Genomic DNA, 19,758 nt, shown 5'->3' on the forward strand with positions numbered 1-19,758 from the left:
GATTTCTCTCAGCTCTTGAGGATGTCGAGGGTGCGCTGGATCATCCGGCGCGTGGCGCTGATGATGTTGAGGTTCGCCTCATAGGAGCGCTGGGCGTCGCGCATGTCGGTCATTTCGATCATCGGATTGACGTTGGGATATTTGACGTTGCCGCTGGCGTCGGCAGCGGGGTTGCTCGGCTCGTACTTGACGCGGAACGCGGAATTGTCGGGCTTGATCTTGCCGAGCGTCACCACCTTGGCATCCAGCGCGCGGTTGAGCTCGGAGGAGAAGGTCGGCACCTTGCGGCGATAGGGATCGCTGCCGGCCGTCGGCGCGGTCGAATCGGCGTTGGCGAGATTTTCCGAGATCACCCGCATGCGTCCGGCCTGCGCGCGCAGGCCCGAGGTCGCAATCGCCATCGAGCGGACGAAATCGCTTGAATCCTCAGCCATGCCCCTGCTCCTCCACGGCCCCGTTCAACCTAGCCCTTGCCGATCGCGGTCTTCAGAAGGTGCAGGCTCTTGGAATAGAGCGAGGTCACCGCGGCGTAATCCATCTGGTTGGCCGAGGACTTGAGCATCTCGTCCTCGAGATTGACCGCATTGCCGGCGGGCCGCGTCACGAAGCCGGCGCGGCGGTTCTGGTCGAAGCTCTCGGCTGCGGCCGACGACGCCATGTGATCGCCGGCGGTGCGCATCATCGCGAGCGAGCCCATGGAACCCGCGACCGCGCCGGTCTTGTCGAACTTCGGAGCGACCAGGTCGCGCGGCCTGAAGTTCGGTGTGTCGGAGTTGGAGACGTTCTCGGCCAGCACACGCTGGCGCTCCTGATGCCATTGCATCTTGGTCCGCAACACCGACAACACGGGTAGATCGCTGATCGACATTGCGGCTGCCCCCTTGTGGCGAGGCCTGATGCTCTCCCACTAGGCAGAATTTGCCGCGTGTATGGTTAACGGCTGGTTAAAATCGAGATCCCGCCTCCCGGATGAATCCGGATCGGCCCCCTTCGAGCGCATTTTCGCCACGAATGGCCCGTTAACCCAACTCGCGCGGCCACTGCTTCAGGCGCAAGAAGTCGTTTTGGTCCGGCCGATTCATAGGTTATTAAGAGATGTGGGCGGCAGGTCCTGCCGTGAGGGGTTAAGAGATCGTTCTAACCAGGCCTTCTGCCAGCGTTATCGCGCGCGCCGCGCGATCAGCGAAGGGGCCTGACGAAAGCGGCATTTGCCGGGGACAAGCATGTACCCATTGACCTTTTTCGTCGCGTTCGTCGCCGTCTTGGCGCTGATCGGGCTCGTGGCCTGGCTGGTGCGCCGATTCGCGACCAATCGGCTCGGCACCAACCCCAACCGCGGGCGAATGCCGCGGCTTGCGGTGATCGACGCCGCCGCGGTGGACGGAAGGCGTCGCCTGGTGCTGGTCCGGCGCGACAATGTCGAGCATCTCCTGATGATCGGCGGCCCGACCGACATCGTCGTGGAACCGAACATCGTGCGCGCGCAAGCCGGCCGCGAGCAGCTTCCGCAGCGAACCGGCGGCGTCGGCACCGAACTGCCGCCGCGGATCGCGCCCCTGCCCGACGCGGCGTGGGCCGAGGGTGAAGCAGCGCGTGGCGATGGCGGCTTCGATCTTCCGGAGCCGCAGATGCCGGAACCGCCGCCGCGTCCGGCACGTCCCTCCTTCGCCGACGAGGTGCGCCGTCCGATGCCTGCGCATGCCGAACGGCGCCCCGATCCGCGCAACGATCCCCTGGCCGGCTTCGCGCCGGAGCCGATCAACACCCGGATCGAGCCGCGGCCCGAACCGCGCGAGCCGCGACCCGAACCGCGTCCCGAGCCGATGCCGCAGCGGATGACCCGCGCCGAACCGCTGATGCCGCGGCCGCAGCGTGCAACTGAGACGCCGAAGCCGCCGCCGATGCGCGCGCCGGCGCCCGAGCGGGCCGCCGCACCACCGCCGCCTCCGCCGCCCCCGGCACCGCCGCCGCCATTGCCGCAAAATGCGGATCAGAATCTCGCCGAGATGGCCCAGCGCCTCGAAGCCGCCTTGCGTCGCCCGGCATCCTCGCCCGAGGCCGCCCCGCCGGTTGCCCCCGAGCCGCCGCCGGTCCGTGCCGCCCGCACCGAGCCGCAGGCGGCACCGGCCAAGAGCAGCTTTGAGAACCTCGAAGACGAGATGGCCTCCCTGCTCGGCCGTCCGAAACCGTCTTCTTCGTGAGGACCGCGGGCTTTCCGCGTAGAGTTTTATTTCTCATTGTCCTGATCGCCGCCACCACACTGGCGGGCGCGGCCGCCTGGGCGCAGGACATCAGCATCAATCTCGGCCAGGGCAATGGCGGCGTCACCGAGCGCGCGATCCAGCTGATCGCGCTGCTGACGGTGCTGTCGATCGCGCCGTCGATCCTGATCATGATGACGTCGTTCACCCGCATCGTGGTGGTGCTGTCGCTGCTGCGCACCGCCATGGGCACGGCGACCGCCCCGCCCAACTCCGTTATCATTGCGCTGGCGATGTTCCTGACCGCCTTCGTGATGGGGCCGGTGCTGCAGAAATCCTATGACGACGGCATCAAGCCGCTGATCGCCAACCAGGTCTCGGTCGAGGAGGCGCTGCAGCGCGCCTCGGTGCCGCTGCGCGGCTTCATGCAGAAGAACGTGCGCGAGAAGGACTTGCGCTTGTTTCTCGACCTCTCGGGCGAGCCGCCGCCGGCAACGCCCGACGACCTGTCGCTGCGCATCCTGGTGCCGGCCTTCATGATCTCGGAGCTGAAGCGAGCCTTCGAGATCGGCTTCCTGTTGTTCCTTCCCTTCCTGATCATCGACCTCGTGGTCGCCTCGGTGTTGATGTCGATGGGCATGATGATGCTGCCACCCGTCGTGGTGTCCCTGCCCTTCAAGCTGATCTTCTTCGTGCTCGTCGACGGCTGGTCGCTGGTCGCGGGCAGCCTGGTGCAGAGCTATGGGGGCGGTTGAGCCGACCGTGCGGCGAGCGCGCACCGTCATGACCCGGCGGCACTGGCTTGCCGCCGCGACTGCGGTGCTGCTTGCCCGCACGGCCCATGCGCAAACCCAGGCTCACGAACAAGAAAAAGGACCGGACGCCGCGACCGCCGTAACGCTGTGCCCGACGGGAACGCTGCGCGCGGCGCTGATCGTCTCCAACCCCGTGCTGATCACGCGTGCCGCCGATGGCGCGCTCGGCGGGGTTTCCGTCGAAATCGCCCGCGCGCTGGCAACGCAGCTCGGCGTTCCGCTCGATCTGAAGCCTTACGACAACCCGGCGCGCTACAACCAGAGCCTTGCGAGCGACGATTGGGACGTCGGGATCGCCGCGCGCGATCCCGCGCGCAAGGACCACCTCGTCTTCAGCAGCCCCTTCATGGAGGTCGACAACGGCTATGTGGCGCGAGCGGGCGTGAAGTTCGCAAGTGCCGATAACGTCGACCATACCGGGATCAGGATCGCGGTCGCGCAAGGAAGCGCGCCGCATACGGTGCTCACGCGCCTGATCAAGAATGCCGAGATCGTTCCCGTTCCCGGCGGCTTCGAGGCGGCGCGGCAGGCGCTGGCAACGGGACAGGCCGACCTCTACGCCGAGAACCTGCATCTGGCGCACCGGATCGCCGCCGCGTTGCCCGGCGCGAAAGTGCTGCGCGGCCGCTTCAACGTGGTGGCGATGGCGATCGGGGTTCGCAAGCGCGCCGCAGCCGCGCTGCCCGCGATCGATGCATTCGTCGCCCAGATCCGCGCCAACGGAACCGTGGCGAAGGCGATCGCCGACAACCACCTGCAGGGCGTGCGGGTTCCGTGAGGCGGAACAGCTGGTGGTCCAATTCCAACATTCGCTCCCCATTTGCGGCGCCACGCTTTGCGAATGTTAGAATTCAAGCTCCACTAGGCTCTTCCAAATCTCACCACATCAGCGGCGCGCGTCGAACACGCCACAACCGCAAATCCAGCGCAAAGATGGCTGAGACTTGTTTGCGTTGAACGTGGAAGCGGGGGAGCCATCCACTCATGTTGAATGCAGACGACAATCAACCGACCGGGAAATCCGGCGAGCGCAAGCGTAAGCCGGCACAGCCGGGCAAGAAGGCGGCTCAGCGGAACCGCAAGGCCATCGCGCAGCAGCAGGAAGCAGAGCCCGATCCGGCGCAGGCCGCGCCGGAGCAGGTCAGCGAGCCCATTGCGGAGCCGGTCAAAGAACCGATTGGCGAGGCGATCGACGCCGAACTTTTGAAGGCCCTCAGCGAGCCGGTCCACACGCCGGTCGCCGTGGAAGACCACGCCGACGATGTCGCCACGGAGCCTTCGCCGGCCGGCACGGCCAGCCCTGCGGACGCCGCGCCAGTCAGCCCGCTGTCAATCGCGAATGCCTATGGCGATTACTCCAGGAAGTCGCTTGAGCAGACGCGCTCTTTCCTGGAGAGGCTTGCCGGGGTCCGCTCGCCGGCCAAGGCATTCGAGCTGCAGAGCGAGTTCGCGCGCGAGGCTTTTGACACTTTCATGGCCGAGTCGCGCAAGATCCGCGAGCTGCACAGCGAGCTGGCGAAGCAGCGTTTGAAGCGGTTCGAGGGATTTGTCGCCGGCATCACCGAGCGCAAGCGCTGAACGGCCCGCGCTCTACCCTGCGCAATCGCTGAGCGGGCCGCGCCGCAAGCGCGGCCCGGTGGCGTGCAGGACCGGCTTACCCTTCACATCGCGTCAGAGTTCGACTGTGAGCGCGCTCACCGGGACTGTCGAACAGAGAAGCTGATGGTGCTCACCTATCCTTGCCGTAGTTTGCCTGACCTTGACGACGTCGCCCGCGACGATCTTGTGCGCACATGTGCCGCACATGCCCGTTCGGCATGAGAACGGCACCTTGATGCCAAGACTTTCCGCAAACTCCAGCAAAGTGCCGTTGTCGACGGTCCATGTACCTTGCTTGCCGGAGCGCGCAAAAGTGACCGCTTGAGGCGCAAGCGGCGGCAGCTGCCCTTCCGGCTCCACATCAACCGGCGGAGCGATGGTGACGCCCATGCTCTGGGTGAAGAGGTTGCGGCAGCGCGCGCCCAGGCCGCGCAGCGCCGCCTCCGTCCTCGCCACGAATTCATCCGGCCCGCAGACATAGGCGTCGAACTCCTCCTGCGGAAGGAAGTCCAGACATTCACCGAGATCCAGTTCGCCGCCCAGATCGTACGCCCTGCCCGGCCGATCGAAGCGCAGCGGATGGCTGAACCAGATTTTCCAGCTTGCCTGAGGCAGGTCCGCCTTGAGCGACGCCAATTTTCCCTTCAACGCAAAGGTCGCACTGTTGAAGGTGCCGTGCAGGAAGACGGCGTGGTGATGCGCTGCCCTGACGGCGAGTTCTTCCGCGATCGGCGTGACCGCGGCTTCACCAATGTCCTTGCTGAGGACGACAACGGGCCGGGTGAGTTCGGCCGGCAGATGAAATCCCCCTTCCGGGCCCCGGGCCTCGAGAACGTCGCCCTTCGTGGCCTGCTTCGTCCAGTAGGCGACAGCGCCATCGGAACCGGCCGACGGGTCGCCATGAACGATGGTGAGACGGTATGTCCTGGGCTGCGCCGAGAACGCGGACAACACATAGTTGCGGTCACCCACGCCGGGCACTTCGACCGCCAGATGCTGGCCTGCCCGGAAACTCTCCAGCGCTGCTGCATCTTCCGAAACCAGGAAGACGGAAAGCGTGTTGGCGGTTTCCTGAATCTTTCGGGCTATCTTGTACCGTCGGCTTCGCATCGGCTTACCCATCGCAATGTTTCTTATCAGGAAACTTTTTACAGATCAAATGGCCCCCGCTGGAGATTTCGCATGGAAGGCGCTATTGGTGCGAACAGCACCAGTTCGGCTGTGAAGCTTTGATTCATCGACAATTTTACGAGAGTGACGGTTCGCCATGACGGCCATGGACACATCGGAAACCGAGCCCGGCACCAGCCCGGATGCTGACAGCCTCGGTCGCCGGATCAGGAAACTGCGCAAGATGCAGGACCGAACGCTCGATTCGCTGGCGCAGGAGATCGGCCTGACGAAAGGCTATTTGTCGAAGGTCGAGACCGGCCGCCAGACTCCGCCGCTTGCCACCTTGTCGAAGCTGGCCAAGGCGCTCGGTACCGACCTCGCCGACCTCATCGAGAGCGGCAAGCCGCGGCACCAGGAATACGATGGTGTTTCGGTGGTGCGCGCCGACGAGCGGCGCAACGTGGTCCGAGGCGCGACATCGTTCGGCTATGACTATCAATCGCTGGTGCAAAACGCGGCGGGCAAGCATATGTCGCCGTTCCTGTTCACCTTCCCGTCGCAAATCCTGAAGGAGGTATTTTTCGAGCACGGCGGCGAGGAAATGATTTTCGTGCTGAGCGGCATCGTCGAATTCGAGGTCGGAAGCGAAATGTTTGAACTGAGGCCCGGCGACTGCATCTATTTCGACGCCCGGCAGCGCCACCGTGGACGCGGCAAATCCGGCGAGGCGAAGGCGCTTGTCGTGATCTATGAACCGGATCACCGCGCCTAGAGCGACAATCCTCGCCGCGCAAAAAGAGCTGTCCGCAAAAAAGGGGACGCCGCAAGCAGCGTCCCCGGTCAGGTCGCGTCTGCTCAGGCTACGGCGGCCGTTTCCTTTTCGACGCCGAAACCAGCCTTGTCGCCGAACTTGTTCGGCTTGCGGTAAACCGCGAGGAGGATGCATCCCTCATCGCTCTTGGTCTCGTGATAGGATTCAGGCCTGCGCCAAACGAACTCGCCGGCGCGGCAGATGCCGTCATGATCGTAGAACGAGCCTTCGAGCACGAAGCTCTGCTCGAGTTCAGGATGCTGGTGAAACGGCAGCGTCGTGCCAGGCTCCCATTTGAGCAGGCAGGTCAGCTCGCCCGTTTCCGGCTTCTCGTAGAGCACCTTGATCTGGATGCCCTCGAACTGCGACGGTTTCCACTCCATGGCGCCCGGTTTCACGTAGACCGAGCCACCCGGGGTGGGCTCTTTCGAGACAAAGCGCGGATCCATTTGACGTTCTCCCTTCGTAAAAGATTTCCTATTAGGATACTTTTTTGACAACATGTCAACCCGTCGCGCCGAGACACCTCGTCAAGCGGATTGGACGTTCGCTACCCCCTCACCGCGATTCCCGGATGCGAACGTCACATCCAAAGCGCCACCGGAAACAACAATTTGCCGATGGTCCTTTGCTTCCAACATTCGCAAAAGGAGCCTGCCGTGGCGGGATACGAATGTTAGAATCGAACCACTGGATCGTTTTGGCGGGTTTGGCCGCCACTATGCCCGTCGGCCAACTCGCCTTCGCCGCTCCAGGGATATTCGATGATCCGCGCGGTTTCTCTGGCGATCTCGGCGCCACGCAGCCTTGCCAGCAAGTGCAGCGTCGTATCCACCGCAAGCACCACCCCGCCGCCCGTTACGACCGCCCCGGAATCGATGAAGCGCGCTTCGACGCCGGTCACGCGGGGGTAGCGCTTTTCCATGAGCGAGAGCGGGGTTTCGACGCCCCTCGGCGCGTAGCGTCGTGTGGTTGCGGTCTTACCATCCAGCAGCCCGGCGCCCGCAACGATCAACGCTCCCGTGCAGACTGAAGCGACGATGGCCTTGCGTCCGAAGCCGCGGATGAATTCCAGGGTTGCGGCGTCCTCGCACAGTTCGGGCCACGTCGCACCGCCCAGGATCATCAGCACGTCGCCTTCGGGACAATTCGTCACACCGTAGGGCGCGATGATTTCCAGCCCGCTGGCGAGCCGGACCGGCCCCGGTTTGGCGGCCACGAGCACCATTTCGATTCCGGGATCGAGGCGCTTTGCCATTGAAAGGACGCCAAATGTCGCGCCGACGTCGATCGGCTCGACGCCATCATAGGCGTGGATCACAAAGGTCGTATTCGGCATGCCCGGCTCCCTACCTCCGAAAGAAACTTTCGTGGAAATTGTATCTTATTAGTAAACTTAGTTGACAACGTTCTGTCAACTGACGATGCTGGGGGCTGAACGCGGGAAAACATATCCCGCCGCATCAGCCAGGGAGGAAGAGATGTCCGCAACAGAGGCCGTTGACGCCGCTGTATCCAAGGACGGAGCCAGCATCGAGAAGATCGTATTCGCGAGCGTGCTCGGCACCACGGTCGAATGGTACGACTTTCTCGCCTATGGCACGGCCGCCGCGCTGGTCTTCAACCAGCTGTTCTTTCCGAACTATGATCCGCTGGTCGGCACGCTCGCCGCATTCGGGTCCTATGCGGTGGGATTTGTTGCGCGCCCGCTGGGCGGTGTCATCTTTGGTCACTTCGGCGACAAGCTCGGCCGGAAGGCGATGCTGACCATGACGATGATCATCATGGGCGGCGGCACATTCCTGATCGGGTGCCTGCCGACTTACGAGCAGATAGGTGTCCTCGCCCCGATCCTCCTTCTGATTCTCCGCATGGCGCAGGGCATCGGCATCGGCGGAGAATGGGGCGGCGCAACCCTGATGGTGATCGAAAGCGGCGATCCTCGCCGGCGCGGCTTCCTCGGCAGTCTCGTCCAGGTTGGTTTTCCGCTCGGCATGGTTTGCGCGACGATGGTTTTCCTGGTCGTGTCGCAACTTCCCGAAGCGCAATTCATGAGCTGGGGCTGGCGCATTCCCTTCCTGTTGAGCGTCATTCTCGTCGGCGTCGGCATGTTCGTCCGCTTGAGGCTGACCGAAACGCCAAAATTCGCGGCGGTCCAGGAGCACGGGGAGGTGGCGAAAGCTCCGATCATCGAGGTGCTGTCAAAGGATTTCAGGAATTTCGTCATCGCAGTCGGCCTGAAGGTATCGGAGGTGGCCTGGGTCTACGTCCTGACCGGCTTCCTGGTCTACTACGTGACCTCGCGCCTCGGCTTGCCCAAAACGGTCATTCTGAACTCGGTGCTCTATGCCGCCCTGCTCGAACTGATCACGCTGCCGTTGTTTGGGCTGCTGTCCGACCATGTCGGCCGCAAGCCTCTCTACATTGCAGGCGCGATCCTTTCGATGATTGCCGCTTTCCCGCTGTTCACCGTGATGGAGACGAAAGACCCCACGACGATCGCGGTTTCAATGGCCATCATCATGAGCATCACCCACGGCCTGATGTTCAGTCCGCAAGCCTCGTTCGTGCCGGAACTGTTCGGAACCAGGGTGCGCTATAGCGGCGCGTCGCTGGGCGTGCAGGTCGCGGCGGCGATCAGCGGCGGATTTGCTCCGATGATTGCGACCGGGCTGCTCGCCTATTTCGGTAGCACCCACGCGATTTCCTGGTACCTCGTCGCGCTTGGCGCCATCACGCTGGTCGCGACATTGGCATCGCGAGAGACCGCATTCAGCGATTTGTGACCGCGATACAGGGTGTGCGGCCGGAGTGATTGCGCCACATATCCCAATGGGCCGCCTCGCGGGCGAGAGGCGGCCCGCCGGCAATGCGAGGATCAAACAAGAAAAATCCCGGGGACGAAGTCCGCATCATTGCGGACCGCGCGTTCATCATGCGGACTTCGGAATCGGGACACTAGAGGTCGACCCATGTCGCACTACAATATTCTGATACTCGGCGCATCCTACGGATCGCTGCTGGCTTCCAAGATCATGTTTGGCGGCCATGACGTGAAGCTCGTCTGTCTTCCCGAGGAGGCGGCGCTGATCAACGGCGAAGGCTTTCGTGTGCGCATGCCGATCCGCGTCGGCAAAGAGCCGGTCCTGATCGACTCCCGGAATTTGCCCGGCAAGGTCTCCGCGGCGGGCCCCGCCGAGGTCAGTCCTGCGGATTACGACCTGATTGGTCTTGCCATGCAGGAGCCGCAATACAGTTCGCCTGCCGTTCGTGAACTGCTTGACCGGGTCGCGAAATCGCGCGTGCCCTGCATGTCGATCATGAATATGCCCCCTCTCCCTTACATAAGACGCATCCCGGGCATCGACACGGACGCCGTGAGAGAGGCCTACACCGACCCGTCCGTCTGGAACGGCTTCGATCCGGGCATGCTGACACTCTGCAGCCCCGACCCACAGGCGGTGCGCCCTCCCGAGGAGAAGGCCAACTTCCTTCACGTCACCCTGCCCACCAATTTCAAGGTCGCGCGCTTCGACGACGAGGCTGCCAACAATATCCTGCGGCAGATTGAAAAGGACATTGATGCCGCGCGGGTGAATACGGCCGAGGGATTGTCCGAATTGCCGGTCAAGCTGCGTTTCCACGATTCGCTGTTCGTACCGCTCGCGAAATGGTCGATGCTTCTCGCCGGCAACTATCGCTGCATCACGCCGGACGGCATGCGCACCGCGCAGGAAGCGGTGTACGCGAATCTCGCCGAGTCGCGCTCAATCTACGATTTCGTCATTGACCTTTGTGTTGCACTCGGCGCCCGGCGCGAGGAACTCGTGCCGTTTGACAAATATGCCGCGGCGGCCAAAGGCCTGACGCGCCCGGCCTCGGTCGCGCGGGCGCTCAATAATGGCGCGCGGAACGTCGAACGCGCCGACAAGCTGGTGCAGTTGCTGGCAAGCCAGAAAGGCATGCGTCATCCGGCGATCGACCAGATCGTCGAGCTTGTCGACCGCCGGCTCGCGGCCAATCGCAGACAGCCGTCCGTCGCGGTGTGAGGCGAACGCCGGTCGCCTATAGCGTTTTCGAGCGAAGTGGGTACCGGTTCGCGTGAAGAAAACGCGTCAAAACAACAACCTGGCCGAACTGCCGCCGAACCCGTCTACTCCGCAAGATCGTACTGCTTCGACAGATGGTCGCCGATCTGGACCAGCATGGCGACGCATTCGGGATAGCCGGGCTTTGCCACGGTCTCCGCACCGGCGCTGGCGCGGAATTCCCAGCTTTCGCCGTCGCGGACCACCGCGATCGCGATCCCGTCCGGACAGTCGGCATGCACCTTGAGCTCCGCGCGGGCCATCGCGATGAGTTCGGCTTCGGTCTTGACGGGCTTGCTCATGGATCCTCCGGCCAATGGGTCGCGGGCAGGTTGCCGTTTCGGCGCGCCACTGTCGAGGCCCTCAGTGCCGAACGCGGCTCAGCGCGACGCCTCGACGCGCCCGACGATCCGGGGCAGCGAGCCGGTCGAAACCGGATCGGCCTTGGGCTGCGGCGCGCGCGCCACCGCATCGGGGAAGCGGGTCTTCATCTCGCGCAGGAAACCTTCCAGCGTGTCGACGCTGGCCGCCATCTTGGCGATCGCGGCGAATTCAGCGCTGCTGGCCGCGCCCGGCTTGCTCGCGACGTCGAAGGCGAGCCGGTCGGCCTCCCCGCTCATCAGGCCGGCATATTTCTCGCGGAAGCGCGCGGTGCCGATCGTATCCTCGGCGAGCGCATAGCCGACGGCGGCGCGCAGGATGTCGCTCTTCTCCGCCGCGTTCAGCGGTTTGAAGTCGCGCCAGCGTTCGCCGTAATAGAGCTCGATCTGCTCGGAGGATTCCCGCCACCGCCGCGCCGCCCAGTAGATGTCGGAGCGCAGGCGGATCGCCTCGCGGCCGCCGATATTGGAGATGATGTCGAGCGCGAGATCGTGGCGGCCGACGTCGCTCAAGGCCCGCGCCTCCAGGAGCAGCCGCTGCTGGCGCAGCTCGCCCGACAGGTCGGCGATGCGGGTCGAGCGCAGCGCGCCGATCGCACGGTCCGGCTTGCGGTTGGCAAGATAGACCATGGCGAGACGGGCAGCGACCTGCGCGCGCGCCGCGCCTTCGAGGCGGTGGTCGACCTGGTATTGCAGCAGCTCGGCGGCCTGGTCGAGCAAATCGACCGAGACCAGCCGGTCGGTGAGCCGCCGGATCAGCTCGTCACCGCGGCGGCCGATCGGCACCAGCTCGCGGAAGTCGTAGAACATCGCGAGCGCCTCGATCGGCGGCAGCTCGTCGCCCTTCGGTCCCAGGAAGATCTCGCTGAACAGCGCCTGAGCCGCGTCCTGCGCCTGCCGCGCCATGTCGGAATTGGGCAGCAATCTCGTCGCCCCCCGCGCAGCCCCGAGCGATTCCGCGTAGCGGCCGGTGTCCGAATAGAGGCGCGACATCATCTGCAGCGTCTTCACCTCGATCGCGTCGCCGCGCCAGATCATCGCCAGCGTCTCGAGCTCGCGCAGGAGGTCGCTCTGCCCGATCTCGTTGCGCCGCTCGCGCAGCGCAAGCTCGAGCAGCCTGGCTTCGGCCGCAGCGCCCCGGTCGGCGGAATTGAGCGCCACCTTGTATTCGTCGAGCGCATCCTTGTCGTGGCCGAGCGCCTCGGCAAGCCGGCCGCACAGCACCGCGATCGCCGCCATCGTCTCCGGCGAAGCGCCGATCACGTCGAGCTCGCTGCGGCGGCGCGAGGCGCCGGCATAGTCCTTCACCTCGAGCGCGGCGCGCATCGCCGCCTGCGTCACCAGGCTTTGCAATTCCAGAGGCAGCGAGGCGATCGCGAAATCGACATTCTTGAACTTCTCGCGCGCCTCGGCCCATTTGCCCTGCCGGGCATAGGCGAGCCCCTTCCAGAGCTGCGCGTCATAGTTCTCGCCGATGACGGGGCTTGCGAGATCCTTCAGCCCGACCTCCGGCCGGCCCATCAGGATGCTCGCCACCGCATGCACCATGCGGACGATGGATTCTTCGACCCGCGCGTTGGGGTCCGCCAGGATCACCTCGGTCTCGCCCTTGGCCTCCGGGTAGAAACCGCGCGCCATGAAGAAGCGGGCAAGATCGAGCCGCGCCTGCCCGCGCTGGTCGGCGTCGGTGGCGGCGAGCGCCTGGATCAGCGCATCCTCGCGCTTGAGGAAACGGTCGCTCTGGTTCCTTCGCCATTCGTCGAGATCGAAAATCGGCCGCACCGCCGTGGTCGCCCGCTCCGCCGCGACGCCGGCCGACGACAGCGTCAGCCCGCCGGGCCGGCCGATGATGACCTTGTCGGCGCCGACCTCGACCGCAACCTCGTCGGAATTCGGACGCACCGCGACGCCATGCGTCGATTCCAGGATCGACAGGTCGACGAAGTCCTGCCGCTTGATGAAGCCGCGCGTCGGCGGCGGCGCGGTGACGACGAGCAGCGTGTCGCCGGCGTCGGGATCGGTGACGCGGTGCAGGCGGCCGGGCGCGGCGAACGGCACCGCGACATTGGCGTGGGCGGGATCGGCGATGTTGCGGATCACGCCGAGCGGCTGCGGCGGCGCCATCACCCTGTCGGCAAAGGTCAGCGTCCAGCTGGCGCCGCTCTCGCGATCGTCGCTCGCAAGCGACTGCATCTGCGGACGGTTGAGACGGATGCGGATCGCCTGCCCCTGCGGCAGGGGCAGGCGGTTGATGTCGCTGATGATGGCGCCGGCGCTGCTGCGGATCGTCTCGACGTCGAGCGGCTGCGTGGAATCGAACACCAGCCAGACGCTGTCGCCGCGCCGGAACGACGCCGCCGCCGTCGGCACGCCGAAGCCGAACGACAGGCGCAGGCCCTCGCTCTCGCGACGCACATCGACCGCCACCGCGCCCTCGCCGGCTTTCGCCGGCGGCGCGGCCTCGGCCGCAGCTGCAGGCCTCTCCCCTTCCATCGTCGTCGACGGCATTGGCGCTTGCGATCTGGGGGCTTCCGATCTGGGCGCTTCCGGTTTGGCCACCTCGGCCTTCGGCGCGTCCATCGCCACCGTCTCGGGCTTGACAGCTTCCTTTGCAGCTTCCTTGGCAGCTTCCTTGGCAGCTTCCTTAGCAGTTTCCTTTGCAGCTTCCTTGGCGGCCTCGGTCGGCGCAGGCTTTGCGGCGGGCTCCGCGACCGGTGCCGCCGCGACTTCCGTCGCGGGCGCCTGCTTCGGCGCGGCATCGGGCTTGATCTCGATCCCGGCCTCGCGCGCCAGGCTTTCCGACGTCGGCGGCTTGATCTCGGCGGACGCCGGCGCGGCGGCTTTTGCCGCAGGCTCGGGCGCGGCCGCCACTTGCGGTTTCGCCGCCTGCGGCAGCTCGGTCAACGGCGAGGCCGGCTTCGGCTTGTCCGGCTGCTGGAAGGCGATGTCGACGACGTAGTTCTTCTCTTCACGGAACGAGTGGACGTCGACATCGCCGATCAGGGTGACGTCGACGGCGGTGGAATCGCCGTCTGCGCGCTGGTTGATCGCGGCAACGTTCGGCGGTGCCGCGATCTTGGCATCCGCGAGGTCGAAGTTGAGCGTGGCGCCGAAGGCCAGCGTCAGCTTCTGGTCGTTGAGAACAGAGGAGACGCCGACCCCGTCGGGCATCTCGAACACGAAGCGCACGAAGGTCGGCTGCACCAGCGCGCGCACGCGGATCGGCGGCCGCTTCTTGGCGGCCTCGGCGGACCGCTGCAGCCGCAGCGCGCGCTCGGCGGCGCGCGCCCGCTCGGAGAGCTCGCGCACCACCTCGGCCGGCAGGGCCGGCGGTGGCCCGGTCCAGCCATCGGGCAGGAAGTCGACGAAGATGCGTTCGCCGGCGGTCATGGTGTTGATGGTGGCGCGCCGCGCCAGCGACAGCCGGATCGCCGATCCGTCGGGGTCGCGCCGGACCGAGGAGACGTAGTCGGGCACCGCGTCGGACAACTTGTCGACGGGAATGTCCACGGGGCGGGCGAAGCGGATCACGATGATCGAGCCCGCGGTCACCACCTCCGAGTTGACGTCCTCGGCAAGCTTCAGGACCAGCCGCGCATAGCCGCCGGCCGCGGAAAACGTGGCGTCGCCCTTGACCGGATCGGCCTGTGCGGTTTCGGCAAAGGTCAGCCCGAAAGCAACGAGCGCGGCGAGCAGGCAGCGGCCCGGCTTCCGCGCGCGAGCGCGGAAACGCGACCAAAGTCCAGCGGCAGCTTCGCGCGCCATTCCCAACTGTCTTCCGAATAAACCATCGCCGGCAAACGCCCGCGCGACGACTCTAGAATTGCCGGTTTAACGGTCCATTAAACATGCCGCTCAATTCGGCTTCTGCGACAGCAGCTTGCCTTCGATCTTGGGCAGCTCGGCCGAGGCCGCCGACTTGTCGCCGGAAGCGCGACGGGCAAGCTCGACGGTCAGCCGTTCGGCGGCTTCCGGCTGCATCAGGCCCATGATGTCGGACATCTTGCGCGGGGCGATCTGGGAGGCGATCTCGATCAGGACCGGCATCTCCAGCCGGTCGAACACCCTTGCTGCGTCCTTCGGCTTCATGCCTTCGTACATGGTGACGATGCCCTTGAAGCGCGCCGCGTCGGCTTCCGCTTTCTGGTCGGCCGCGGCCTGCGACTGCGACTGCACCGCCTTCATCTGCTCGACCCGCGTCTCGATCCGCTTCTCGGCGGCTTTCAGCAGGCTCTCGCGGATGTCGATCTCGCGGGCGCGGGCGTCGAGTTCCTGACGGCGCGCCTGCAGCCGCTCCAGGATCGCGCGTTCCGAGGGCGAGACGCCGGCATTTTCCTCCGGCTTGATCACGACGCCCTCGGGCTTGGACTCGGGCGCCGCCACGGCGGGCTTGGCCGGCTCCGGCTCCTTCGGCTTCTCATGCACGGAGCCGGTGATGTCGGCGGGATCGGGTCGGCCGGTCGGAAAGTTCAGCGTCTCCTGCGCCCAGGACGGCTGCCTCGACTGCGGCTGGTAGTCGAAGACATAGCCGCCGTTGAGCAGCAGGCCTGCGACCTTCAGCACGGCAAGTCCTGCGACAGCGACCAGGACGACGGGAATGACGCGGATGTTACGGAACGATTTCATGCGGCGAGGCCGTTGGACCTTCTGCGCTCGGAGAATGCCTGGGCCGCTTCGGCGAGTGCCTTGGCCGGCGTGACCTTGGCGGCGACCGGCTCGGGCGCATCCGCGGCCGGCCGCGCGGCGATCGCGATCTTGGAGAGCCGCCGCACCACATTGTCACCCTCGGCGAGCTGCTTGCGCAGATGCTCGGCCATCTGGTTGGCCGCGGCGAGCTGGCTGCCGAGATGCTCGTTGACGTCGCGCACGGTGTGCTTCAGCCCGCCGATCGCGCGCTCGGCGATCTCGGTCGCGGTGATCAGCTCGGCGATGGTGGCCTTGAGCGAATGCTCGTCCGCCTTCAGCCGCTTCAGCCGCGTGTTCAAGAGCATGCAGTAGCCGATCGTGATGACCAGCAGCGCCGCCACCAGCGTCTCGATTGCGATACCTAATGAATGATTCATTGGGCCTCCAACATCTTGTTCTGCTCGTCGACCTTCTCGAACATCGCCAGCGTCGTGCCGGGCTTGCGGAGCTGCTTGGTGACGCGGATCGCGACGCGGTCGCCGACCCGCCCCATCCGACCTTCGGTCAGGGTGACGTTGCCGCAGCGCACCGCGACCAGCGCGTCCGGGCGCATCTCCAGCGGCAAGGTGTCGCCGACCTTCAGCGTCATGAGCTGCTTGAGCGGAATGTCGGCCTCGTACAGCACGGCATCGACCGCGATCTCCGCCTGGGAAATCTCGGTCGCGAAGTGGCCCTCCCAGATCGGGTCGCGGCCGAATTTTTCGCCCATGAACATCTGCAACAGCACGTTGCGGATCGGTTCGATGGTCGCATAAGGCAGCAGCAGTTCGATATTGCCGCCGCGGTCTTCCATGTCGACGCGCAGTCGCACCAGGATCGCGGCGTTGGCCGGCCGGGAGATCGCGGCAAAGCGCGGGTTGGTCTCGAGCCGGTCGATGGTGAATTTCACCGGCGACAGCGGGCGGAACGCCTGCTCGGCATCCGCCAGCACGACCTCGATCAGGCGCTTGACCAGGTTGGTCTCGATCGTGGTGTAGGGTCTGCCCTCGATGCGCAGCGCGGAATTGCCGCGGCGGCCGCCGAGCAGCACGTCGATCATCGAGTAGATCAGGCTGGAATCCACGGTCGCAAGGCCGAAATTCTCCCACTCCTCCGCCTTGAACACGGAGAGCACCGCCGGCAGCGGGATCGAGTTCATGTAGTCGCCGAACCGCACCGAGGTGATGCGGTCGAGCGACACCTCGACGTTGTCGGAGGTGAAGTTGCGCAAGGACGTCGTCATCAGCCGCACCAGGCGGTCGAAGACGATTTCGAGCATCGGCAGGCGCTCGTAGGAGACCATCGCCGAGTCGATGATGGCGCGGATGCCCGAGTTCTCGTCGAGATTGACGTCACTGACGGAGAAACCGAGCAGATTGTCGATTTCCTCCTGGGAGAGGACCCGCTCGCCGTTGTTCTTGCCGCTGCTGCTGCCGAATTCGCGGCCGCCGTCCTCGACCATGGCGGCCCATTGCAGGGCCATCGCCTCGGTGAGTTCGTTGGACTCGGCCGCCTCCGCCGCGGCCTGAGGATCCTCAGAGCCGAGCGACGCCTCCCATTGGGCGGCTATGGCATCCTGGTCGACCGGATCGTTGCCCGCCATGGCTGCTTCAAGCCTGTCCCGTCACTGAACCACGATTTCCTTGAACAGCACCGCCGACACCTGGATCGGCGCCACTGCGCTGTTGACGCGCCGCGTCAGCTCCTCCTTCAGCCGGAACAGGCCGGCCGAGCCGTTGAGGTCGGCCGGCCGCAGCTCCCGCAGGTAGGTCTGGAAGATGTCGGTGACGCGCGGCATGTTCGGCTTGATCGCCTCGACCTGCTTCTCCTCCTTCACTTCCAGCACCAGCCTCACCTTGAGATATTGCACGCGCTCGCCGGGCGAGCCGACCAGGTTGACCAGCATGTCCGGCACCTCGACGAACGCAGGCGGCTTGGGCGGCGGCGCCGCTTCGGCATGCGCCTCCTCGTCGTGATGGCGGAAGAAGAGAAACCAGGTGGCTGCGCCGCCGCCGACAACGGCGAGCAGGCCGACCACCATGATGATGAGCTTGAGCTTGCTCTTCGGCGCGGCGACGACCTCGGTGCCCTCGCCGCCGCCTTCTGCCGCCGGTTCGTTGTCTGCCATTGCCGCCCGTTCCGCTTGCCGTAACCGAACCGAATGCCGCCAGGCAGGCTAATGACGCAGAACCAACGACCCCCAGCGCACACGCGCTCCTTCGATGGTGACGCTACGGTAACAATGGTTAACGGATGCTTTCTTTTGTCCCTCAACTAGGAAAAAGTTGCCGGGCAAACATGGTCAACAAGACCTTTCTGCCGCCCCCGCGCGCCCCGTTCGAAACAGTCAACCCCTTAAAATAACAGCACTTTCCGATCTGGCACGGCTTTCGCTCTGTAAGGGGATGAACCGGCACGGCTTGGGAGAGCCTGCCAGTTCGAGAGAGCCGGCAAGACGCCTTGGGAGAGGCAGCGCGCCGGCACCGGTTTTGAGGGGAGAACCACCGATGGAGAACGCGCTTCTCGTCGGACTGTCACGGCAGATGACGCTGGAACGGCAACTCGATGTCGTCGCCAACAACATCGCCAACGTCAACACGTCGGGCTACAAGGCCGACCGCTCGCTGTTCGAGGAAGTCCTCAACTCGGGCGCACATGAGGACAATTTCGTCGGAAGAGACCGCCGCGTCTCCTTCGTGCAGGACCGCGCCACCTTCCGCGATTTCACGCAAGGCTCCTACGAGCAGACCAAGAACCCGCTCGACATCGCCATCAACGGCGACGGCTTCTTCGCGGTGCAGGCGCCCGGCGGCGAGCGCTACACCCGCGACGGCAATCTGCAGATCAACAACCAGGGCCAGCTCGTCACCGCATCGGGCTTCCCGGTGCTCGGCACCTCGGGACCGATCGTGTTCCAGTCGACCGACCACGACATCAACGTCTCGCCCGACGGCACCGTGACCGTGCTGGAAGGCGCAAGCCGCACCGACTCGATCCGCGGCAAGCTGCGCGTCGTCAACTTCGCCGACCCGCAATCGCTGCAGAAGCAGGGCGGCAACCTGTTTGCCGCCGGCAACGCCGCCGCGGCGCAGGCGGACACCAAGTCCACGGTGCAGCAGGGCTTCGTCGAGAAATCCAACGTCAATGCGGTCGCCGAGATGGGCCGCATGATGGAGGTGATGCGCACCTACACCCATATCGCGACCCTGATGCAGCAGCAGAACGACCTGCAGAAGAGCGCGATCGAGAAACTTGCCGACGTGCCGGCATAACACGAGCGTCGGAGGAGATTTGAGATGCAAGCACTTCACACTGCAGCGACCGGAATGGCGGCACAGGAACTCAACGTTCAGGTGATCTCCAACAACATCGCGAACCTGCGCACCACCGGCTACAAGAAGCAGACCGCGGCATTCCAGGACCTGATCTACGAGCACGTCCGACGCGTCGGCGCCCAGTCCTCGGACCAGGGCACGATCCTTCCGGTCGGCATCGACATCGGCGGCGGCGTCAAGACCGTCGGCACGCCGCGCTCGATGACGCAGGGAACGCTGTCGCAGACCGGCAACGATCTCGACCTCGCCATCACCGGCGAAGGCTTTTTCAAGATCCAGATGCCCGACGGCACCTTCCAGTACACCCGCGACGGCACCTTCCAGATGGACAACCAGGGCCGCATCGTCACCGCGCAGGGCAACCCGGTGCAGCCGACGATCACGATCCCGAACAACGCCTCCGGCCTCACCGTCAACACGCAGGGTCAGGTCTCGGTGACGCTGCCGGGCTCGACCACCTCGCAGATCATCGGCCAGATCGGGCTGACGCGCTTCGTCAACAAGGCCGGCCTGCAGCCGGTCGGCAACAACCAATTCACCGATACGCCCTCCTCCGGCCCGCCGCAGGACGGCATCGCCAGCGCCGAAGGCTACGGCAACTTGACCCAGGGCAGCCTCGAGCAGGCCAATGTCGACGTCGTCTCGGAGATGAGCGACCTGATCGCCGCGCAGCGCGCCTACGAGATGAACGCCAAGGTGGTGAGTGCTGCCGACCAGATGATGCAGACCACGTCTGCGCTGTTCCGCTAGG

At 65.1% G+C, this 19,758-nt stretch carries 20 protein-coding genes; 9 read left to right on the forward strand and 11 right to left on the reverse strand.

From position 1 onward, the window contains the following. Window positions 1–8 precede the first annotated feature (8 nt). Both flgC and flgB read right to left on the reverse strand, forming a co-directional pair. Window positions 9–434 (reverse strand): flagellar basal body rod protein FlgC, encoded by a 426-nt coding sequence (gene flgC / locus QOU61_RS25980; protein WP_289654049.1) that lies wholly within the window; start codon window positions 432–434, stop codon window positions 9–11. 29 nt (window positions 435–463) lie between these two features. Continuing rightward, the gene (flgB, locus tag QOU61_RS25985; RefSeq protein WP_289654050.1) at window positions 464–868 is read right to left on the reverse strand and encodes a flagellar basal body rod protein FlgB; all 405 of its coding nucleotides are present in this window, start codon (window positions 866–868) and stop codon (window positions 464–466) included. 355 nt (window positions 869–1,223) lie between these two features. Between flgB and QOU61_RS25990 the strand changes: the two genes are divergently transcribed. The 4 genes from QOU61_RS25990 (at window position 1,224) to QOU61_RS26005 (ending at window position 4,594) form a co-directional block, all read left to right on the forward strand. Next, window positions 1,224–2,201 carry a flagellar biosynthetic protein FliO gene (locus QOU61_RS25990; protein WP_289654051.1) on the forward strand — a complete coding sequence of 326 codons (978 nt, stop codon included), beginning with the start codon at window positions 1,224–1,226 and terminating at the stop codon, window positions 2,199–2,201. Beyond that, complete coding sequence (gene fliP / locus QOU61_RS25995) at window positions 2,198–2,956, forward strand: flagellar type III secretion system pore protein FliP (RefSeq protein WP_289654052.1); 759 nt, start codon at window positions 2,198–2,200, stop codon at window positions 2,954–2,956. Before QOU61_RS25990 ends, fliP begins: the two co-directional genes overlap by 4 nt. Before the next feature lie 7 nt (window positions 2,957–2,963). Continuing rightward, on the forward strand, window positions 2,964–3,794 hold the full coding sequence (locus tag QOU61_RS26000; RefSeq protein WP_289654053.1) for a transporter substrate-binding domain-containing protein: 831 nt from the start codon (window positions 2,964–2,966) through the stop codon (window positions 3,792–3,794). Window positions 3,795–4,000: 206 nt separating this feature from the next. Beyond that, entirely contained in the window at window positions 4,001–4,594 is a 594-nt protein-coding gene (locus QOU61_RS26005; protein WP_289654054.1) for a phasin family protein, read from the forward strand. A 93-nt stretch (window positions 4,595–4,687) separates the two neighbouring features. Here the strand turns inward: QOU61_RS26005 and QOU61_RS26010 are convergent, their stop codons facing one another. After that, window positions 4,688–5,737 (reverse strand): flavin reductase family protein, encoded by a 1,050-nt coding sequence (locus QOU61_RS26010; protein WP_289654055.1) that lies wholly within the window; start codon window positions 5,735–5,737, stop codon window positions 4,688–4,690. Between the two features lie 145 nt (window positions 5,738–5,882). Here QOU61_RS26010 and QOU61_RS26015 point away from each other — a divergent pair, with 145 nt between their 5' ends. Further along, a complete protein-coding gene (locus tag QOU61_RS26015) occupies window positions 5,883–6,500 on the forward strand; it encodes a helix-turn-helix domain-containing protein (protein WP_289654057.1) in 618 nt (205 codons plus the stop codon). Window positions 6,501–6,583: 83 nt separating this feature from the next. On the opposite strand, the gene QOU61_RS26020 is transcribed toward QOU61_RS26015, so the two are convergent. Further along, window positions 6,584–6,988, reverse strand: a complete 405-nt coding sequence (locus QOU61_RS26020; protein ID WP_289654058.1) for a cupin domain-containing protein — start codon at window positions 6,986–6,988, stop codon at window positions 6,584–6,586. Window positions 6,989–7,215: 227 nt separating this feature from the next. Next, entirely contained in the window at window positions 7,216–7,860 is a 645-nt protein-coding gene (locus QOU61_RS26025) for a DJ-1/PfpI family protein (RefSeq protein WP_289654059.1), read from the reverse strand. A 160-nt stretch (window positions 7,861–8,020) separates the two neighbouring features. Here QOU61_RS26025 and QOU61_RS26030 point away from each other — a divergent pair, with 160 nt between their 5' ends. Both QOU61_RS26030 and QOU61_RS26035 read left to right on the forward strand, forming a co-directional pair. After that, window positions 8,021–9,325, forward strand: coding sequence for an MFS transporter (locus QOU61_RS26030; RefSeq protein WP_289654060.1), 1,305 nt, complete (start codon window positions 8,021–8,023; stop codon window positions 9,323–9,325). A gap of 186 nt (window positions 9,326–9,511) precedes the next feature. After that, window positions 9,512–10,588 carry a Rossmann-fold NAD(P)-binding domain-containing protein gene (locus QOU61_RS26035; RefSeq protein ID WP_289661762.1) on the forward strand — a complete coding sequence of 359 codons (1,077 nt, stop codon included), beginning with the start codon at window positions 9,512–9,514 and terminating at the stop codon, window positions 10,586–10,588. A 104-nt stretch (window positions 10,589–10,692) separates the two neighbouring features. Here QOU61_RS26035 and QOU61_RS26040 read toward each other — a convergent pair whose 3' ends face one another. The 6 genes from QOU61_RS26040 to fliL all read right to left on the reverse strand — a co-directional run bounded on the left by QOU61_RS26040 (window position 10,693) and on the right by fliL (window position 17,800). Next, entirely contained in the window at window positions 10,693–10,929 is a 237-nt protein-coding gene (locus QOU61_RS26040) for a hypothetical protein (protein WP_289654061.1), read from the reverse strand. A 78-nt stretch (window positions 10,930–11,007) separates the two neighbouring features. Next, a complete protein-coding gene (locus tag QOU61_RS26045) occupies window positions 11,008–14,772 on the reverse strand; it encodes a tetratricopeptide repeat protein (RefSeq protein ID WP_289654063.1) in 3,765 nt (1,254 codons plus the stop codon). Window positions 14,773–14,862: 90 nt separating this feature from the next. Further along, window positions 14,863–15,633 carry a MotE family protein gene (locus QOU61_RS26050; protein ID WP_289654065.1) on the reverse strand — a complete coding sequence of 257 codons (771 nt, stop codon included), beginning with the start codon at window positions 15,631–15,633 and terminating at the stop codon, window positions 14,863–14,865. Then, entirely contained in the window at window positions 15,630–16,070 is a 441-nt protein-coding gene (locus tag QOU61_RS26055; RefSeq protein ID WP_289654067.1) for a DUF6468 domain-containing protein, read from the reverse strand. The genes QOU61_RS26050 and QOU61_RS26055 overlap by 4 nt, the downstream gene beginning before the upstream one ends. Further along, the gene (gene fliM, locus QOU61_RS26060; protein ID WP_289654068.1) at window positions 16,067–17,275 is read right to left on the reverse strand and encodes a flagellar motor switch protein FliM; all 1,209 of its coding nucleotides are present in this window, start codon (window positions 17,273–17,275) and stop codon (window positions 16,067–16,069) included. Before fliM ends, QOU61_RS26055 begins: the two co-directional genes overlap by 4 nt. A 21-nt stretch (window positions 17,276–17,296) precedes the next feature. Then, window positions 17,297–17,800 carry a flagellar basal body-associated protein FliL gene (gene fliL, locus QOU61_RS26065; protein WP_289654069.1) on the reverse strand — a complete coding sequence of 168 codons (504 nt, stop codon included), beginning with the start codon at window positions 17,798–17,800 and terminating at the stop codon, window positions 17,297–17,299. A gap of 379 nt (window positions 17,801–18,179) precedes the next feature. Between fliL and flgF the strand changes: the two genes are divergently transcribed. After that, window positions 18,180–18,944, forward strand: coding sequence for a flagellar basal-body rod protein FlgF (gene flgF / locus QOU61_RS26070; RefSeq protein ID WP_289654071.1), 765 nt, complete (start codon window positions 18,180–18,182; stop codon window positions 18,942–18,944). Window positions 18,945–18,968: 24 nt separating this feature from the next. Further along, complete coding sequence (gene flgG / locus QOU61_RS26075; RefSeq protein ID WP_289654072.1) at window positions 18,969–19,757, forward strand: flagellar basal-body rod protein FlgG; 789 nt, start codon at window positions 18,969–18,971, stop codon at window positions 19,755–19,757. The last annotated feature ends 1 nt before the right edge of the window (window position 19,758 follow it).

The organism is Bradyrhizobium sp. NP1 (assembly GCF_030378205.1).
GTDB lineage: Bacteria > Pseudomonadota > Alphaproteobacteria > Rhizobiales > Xanthobacteraceae > Bradyrhizobium.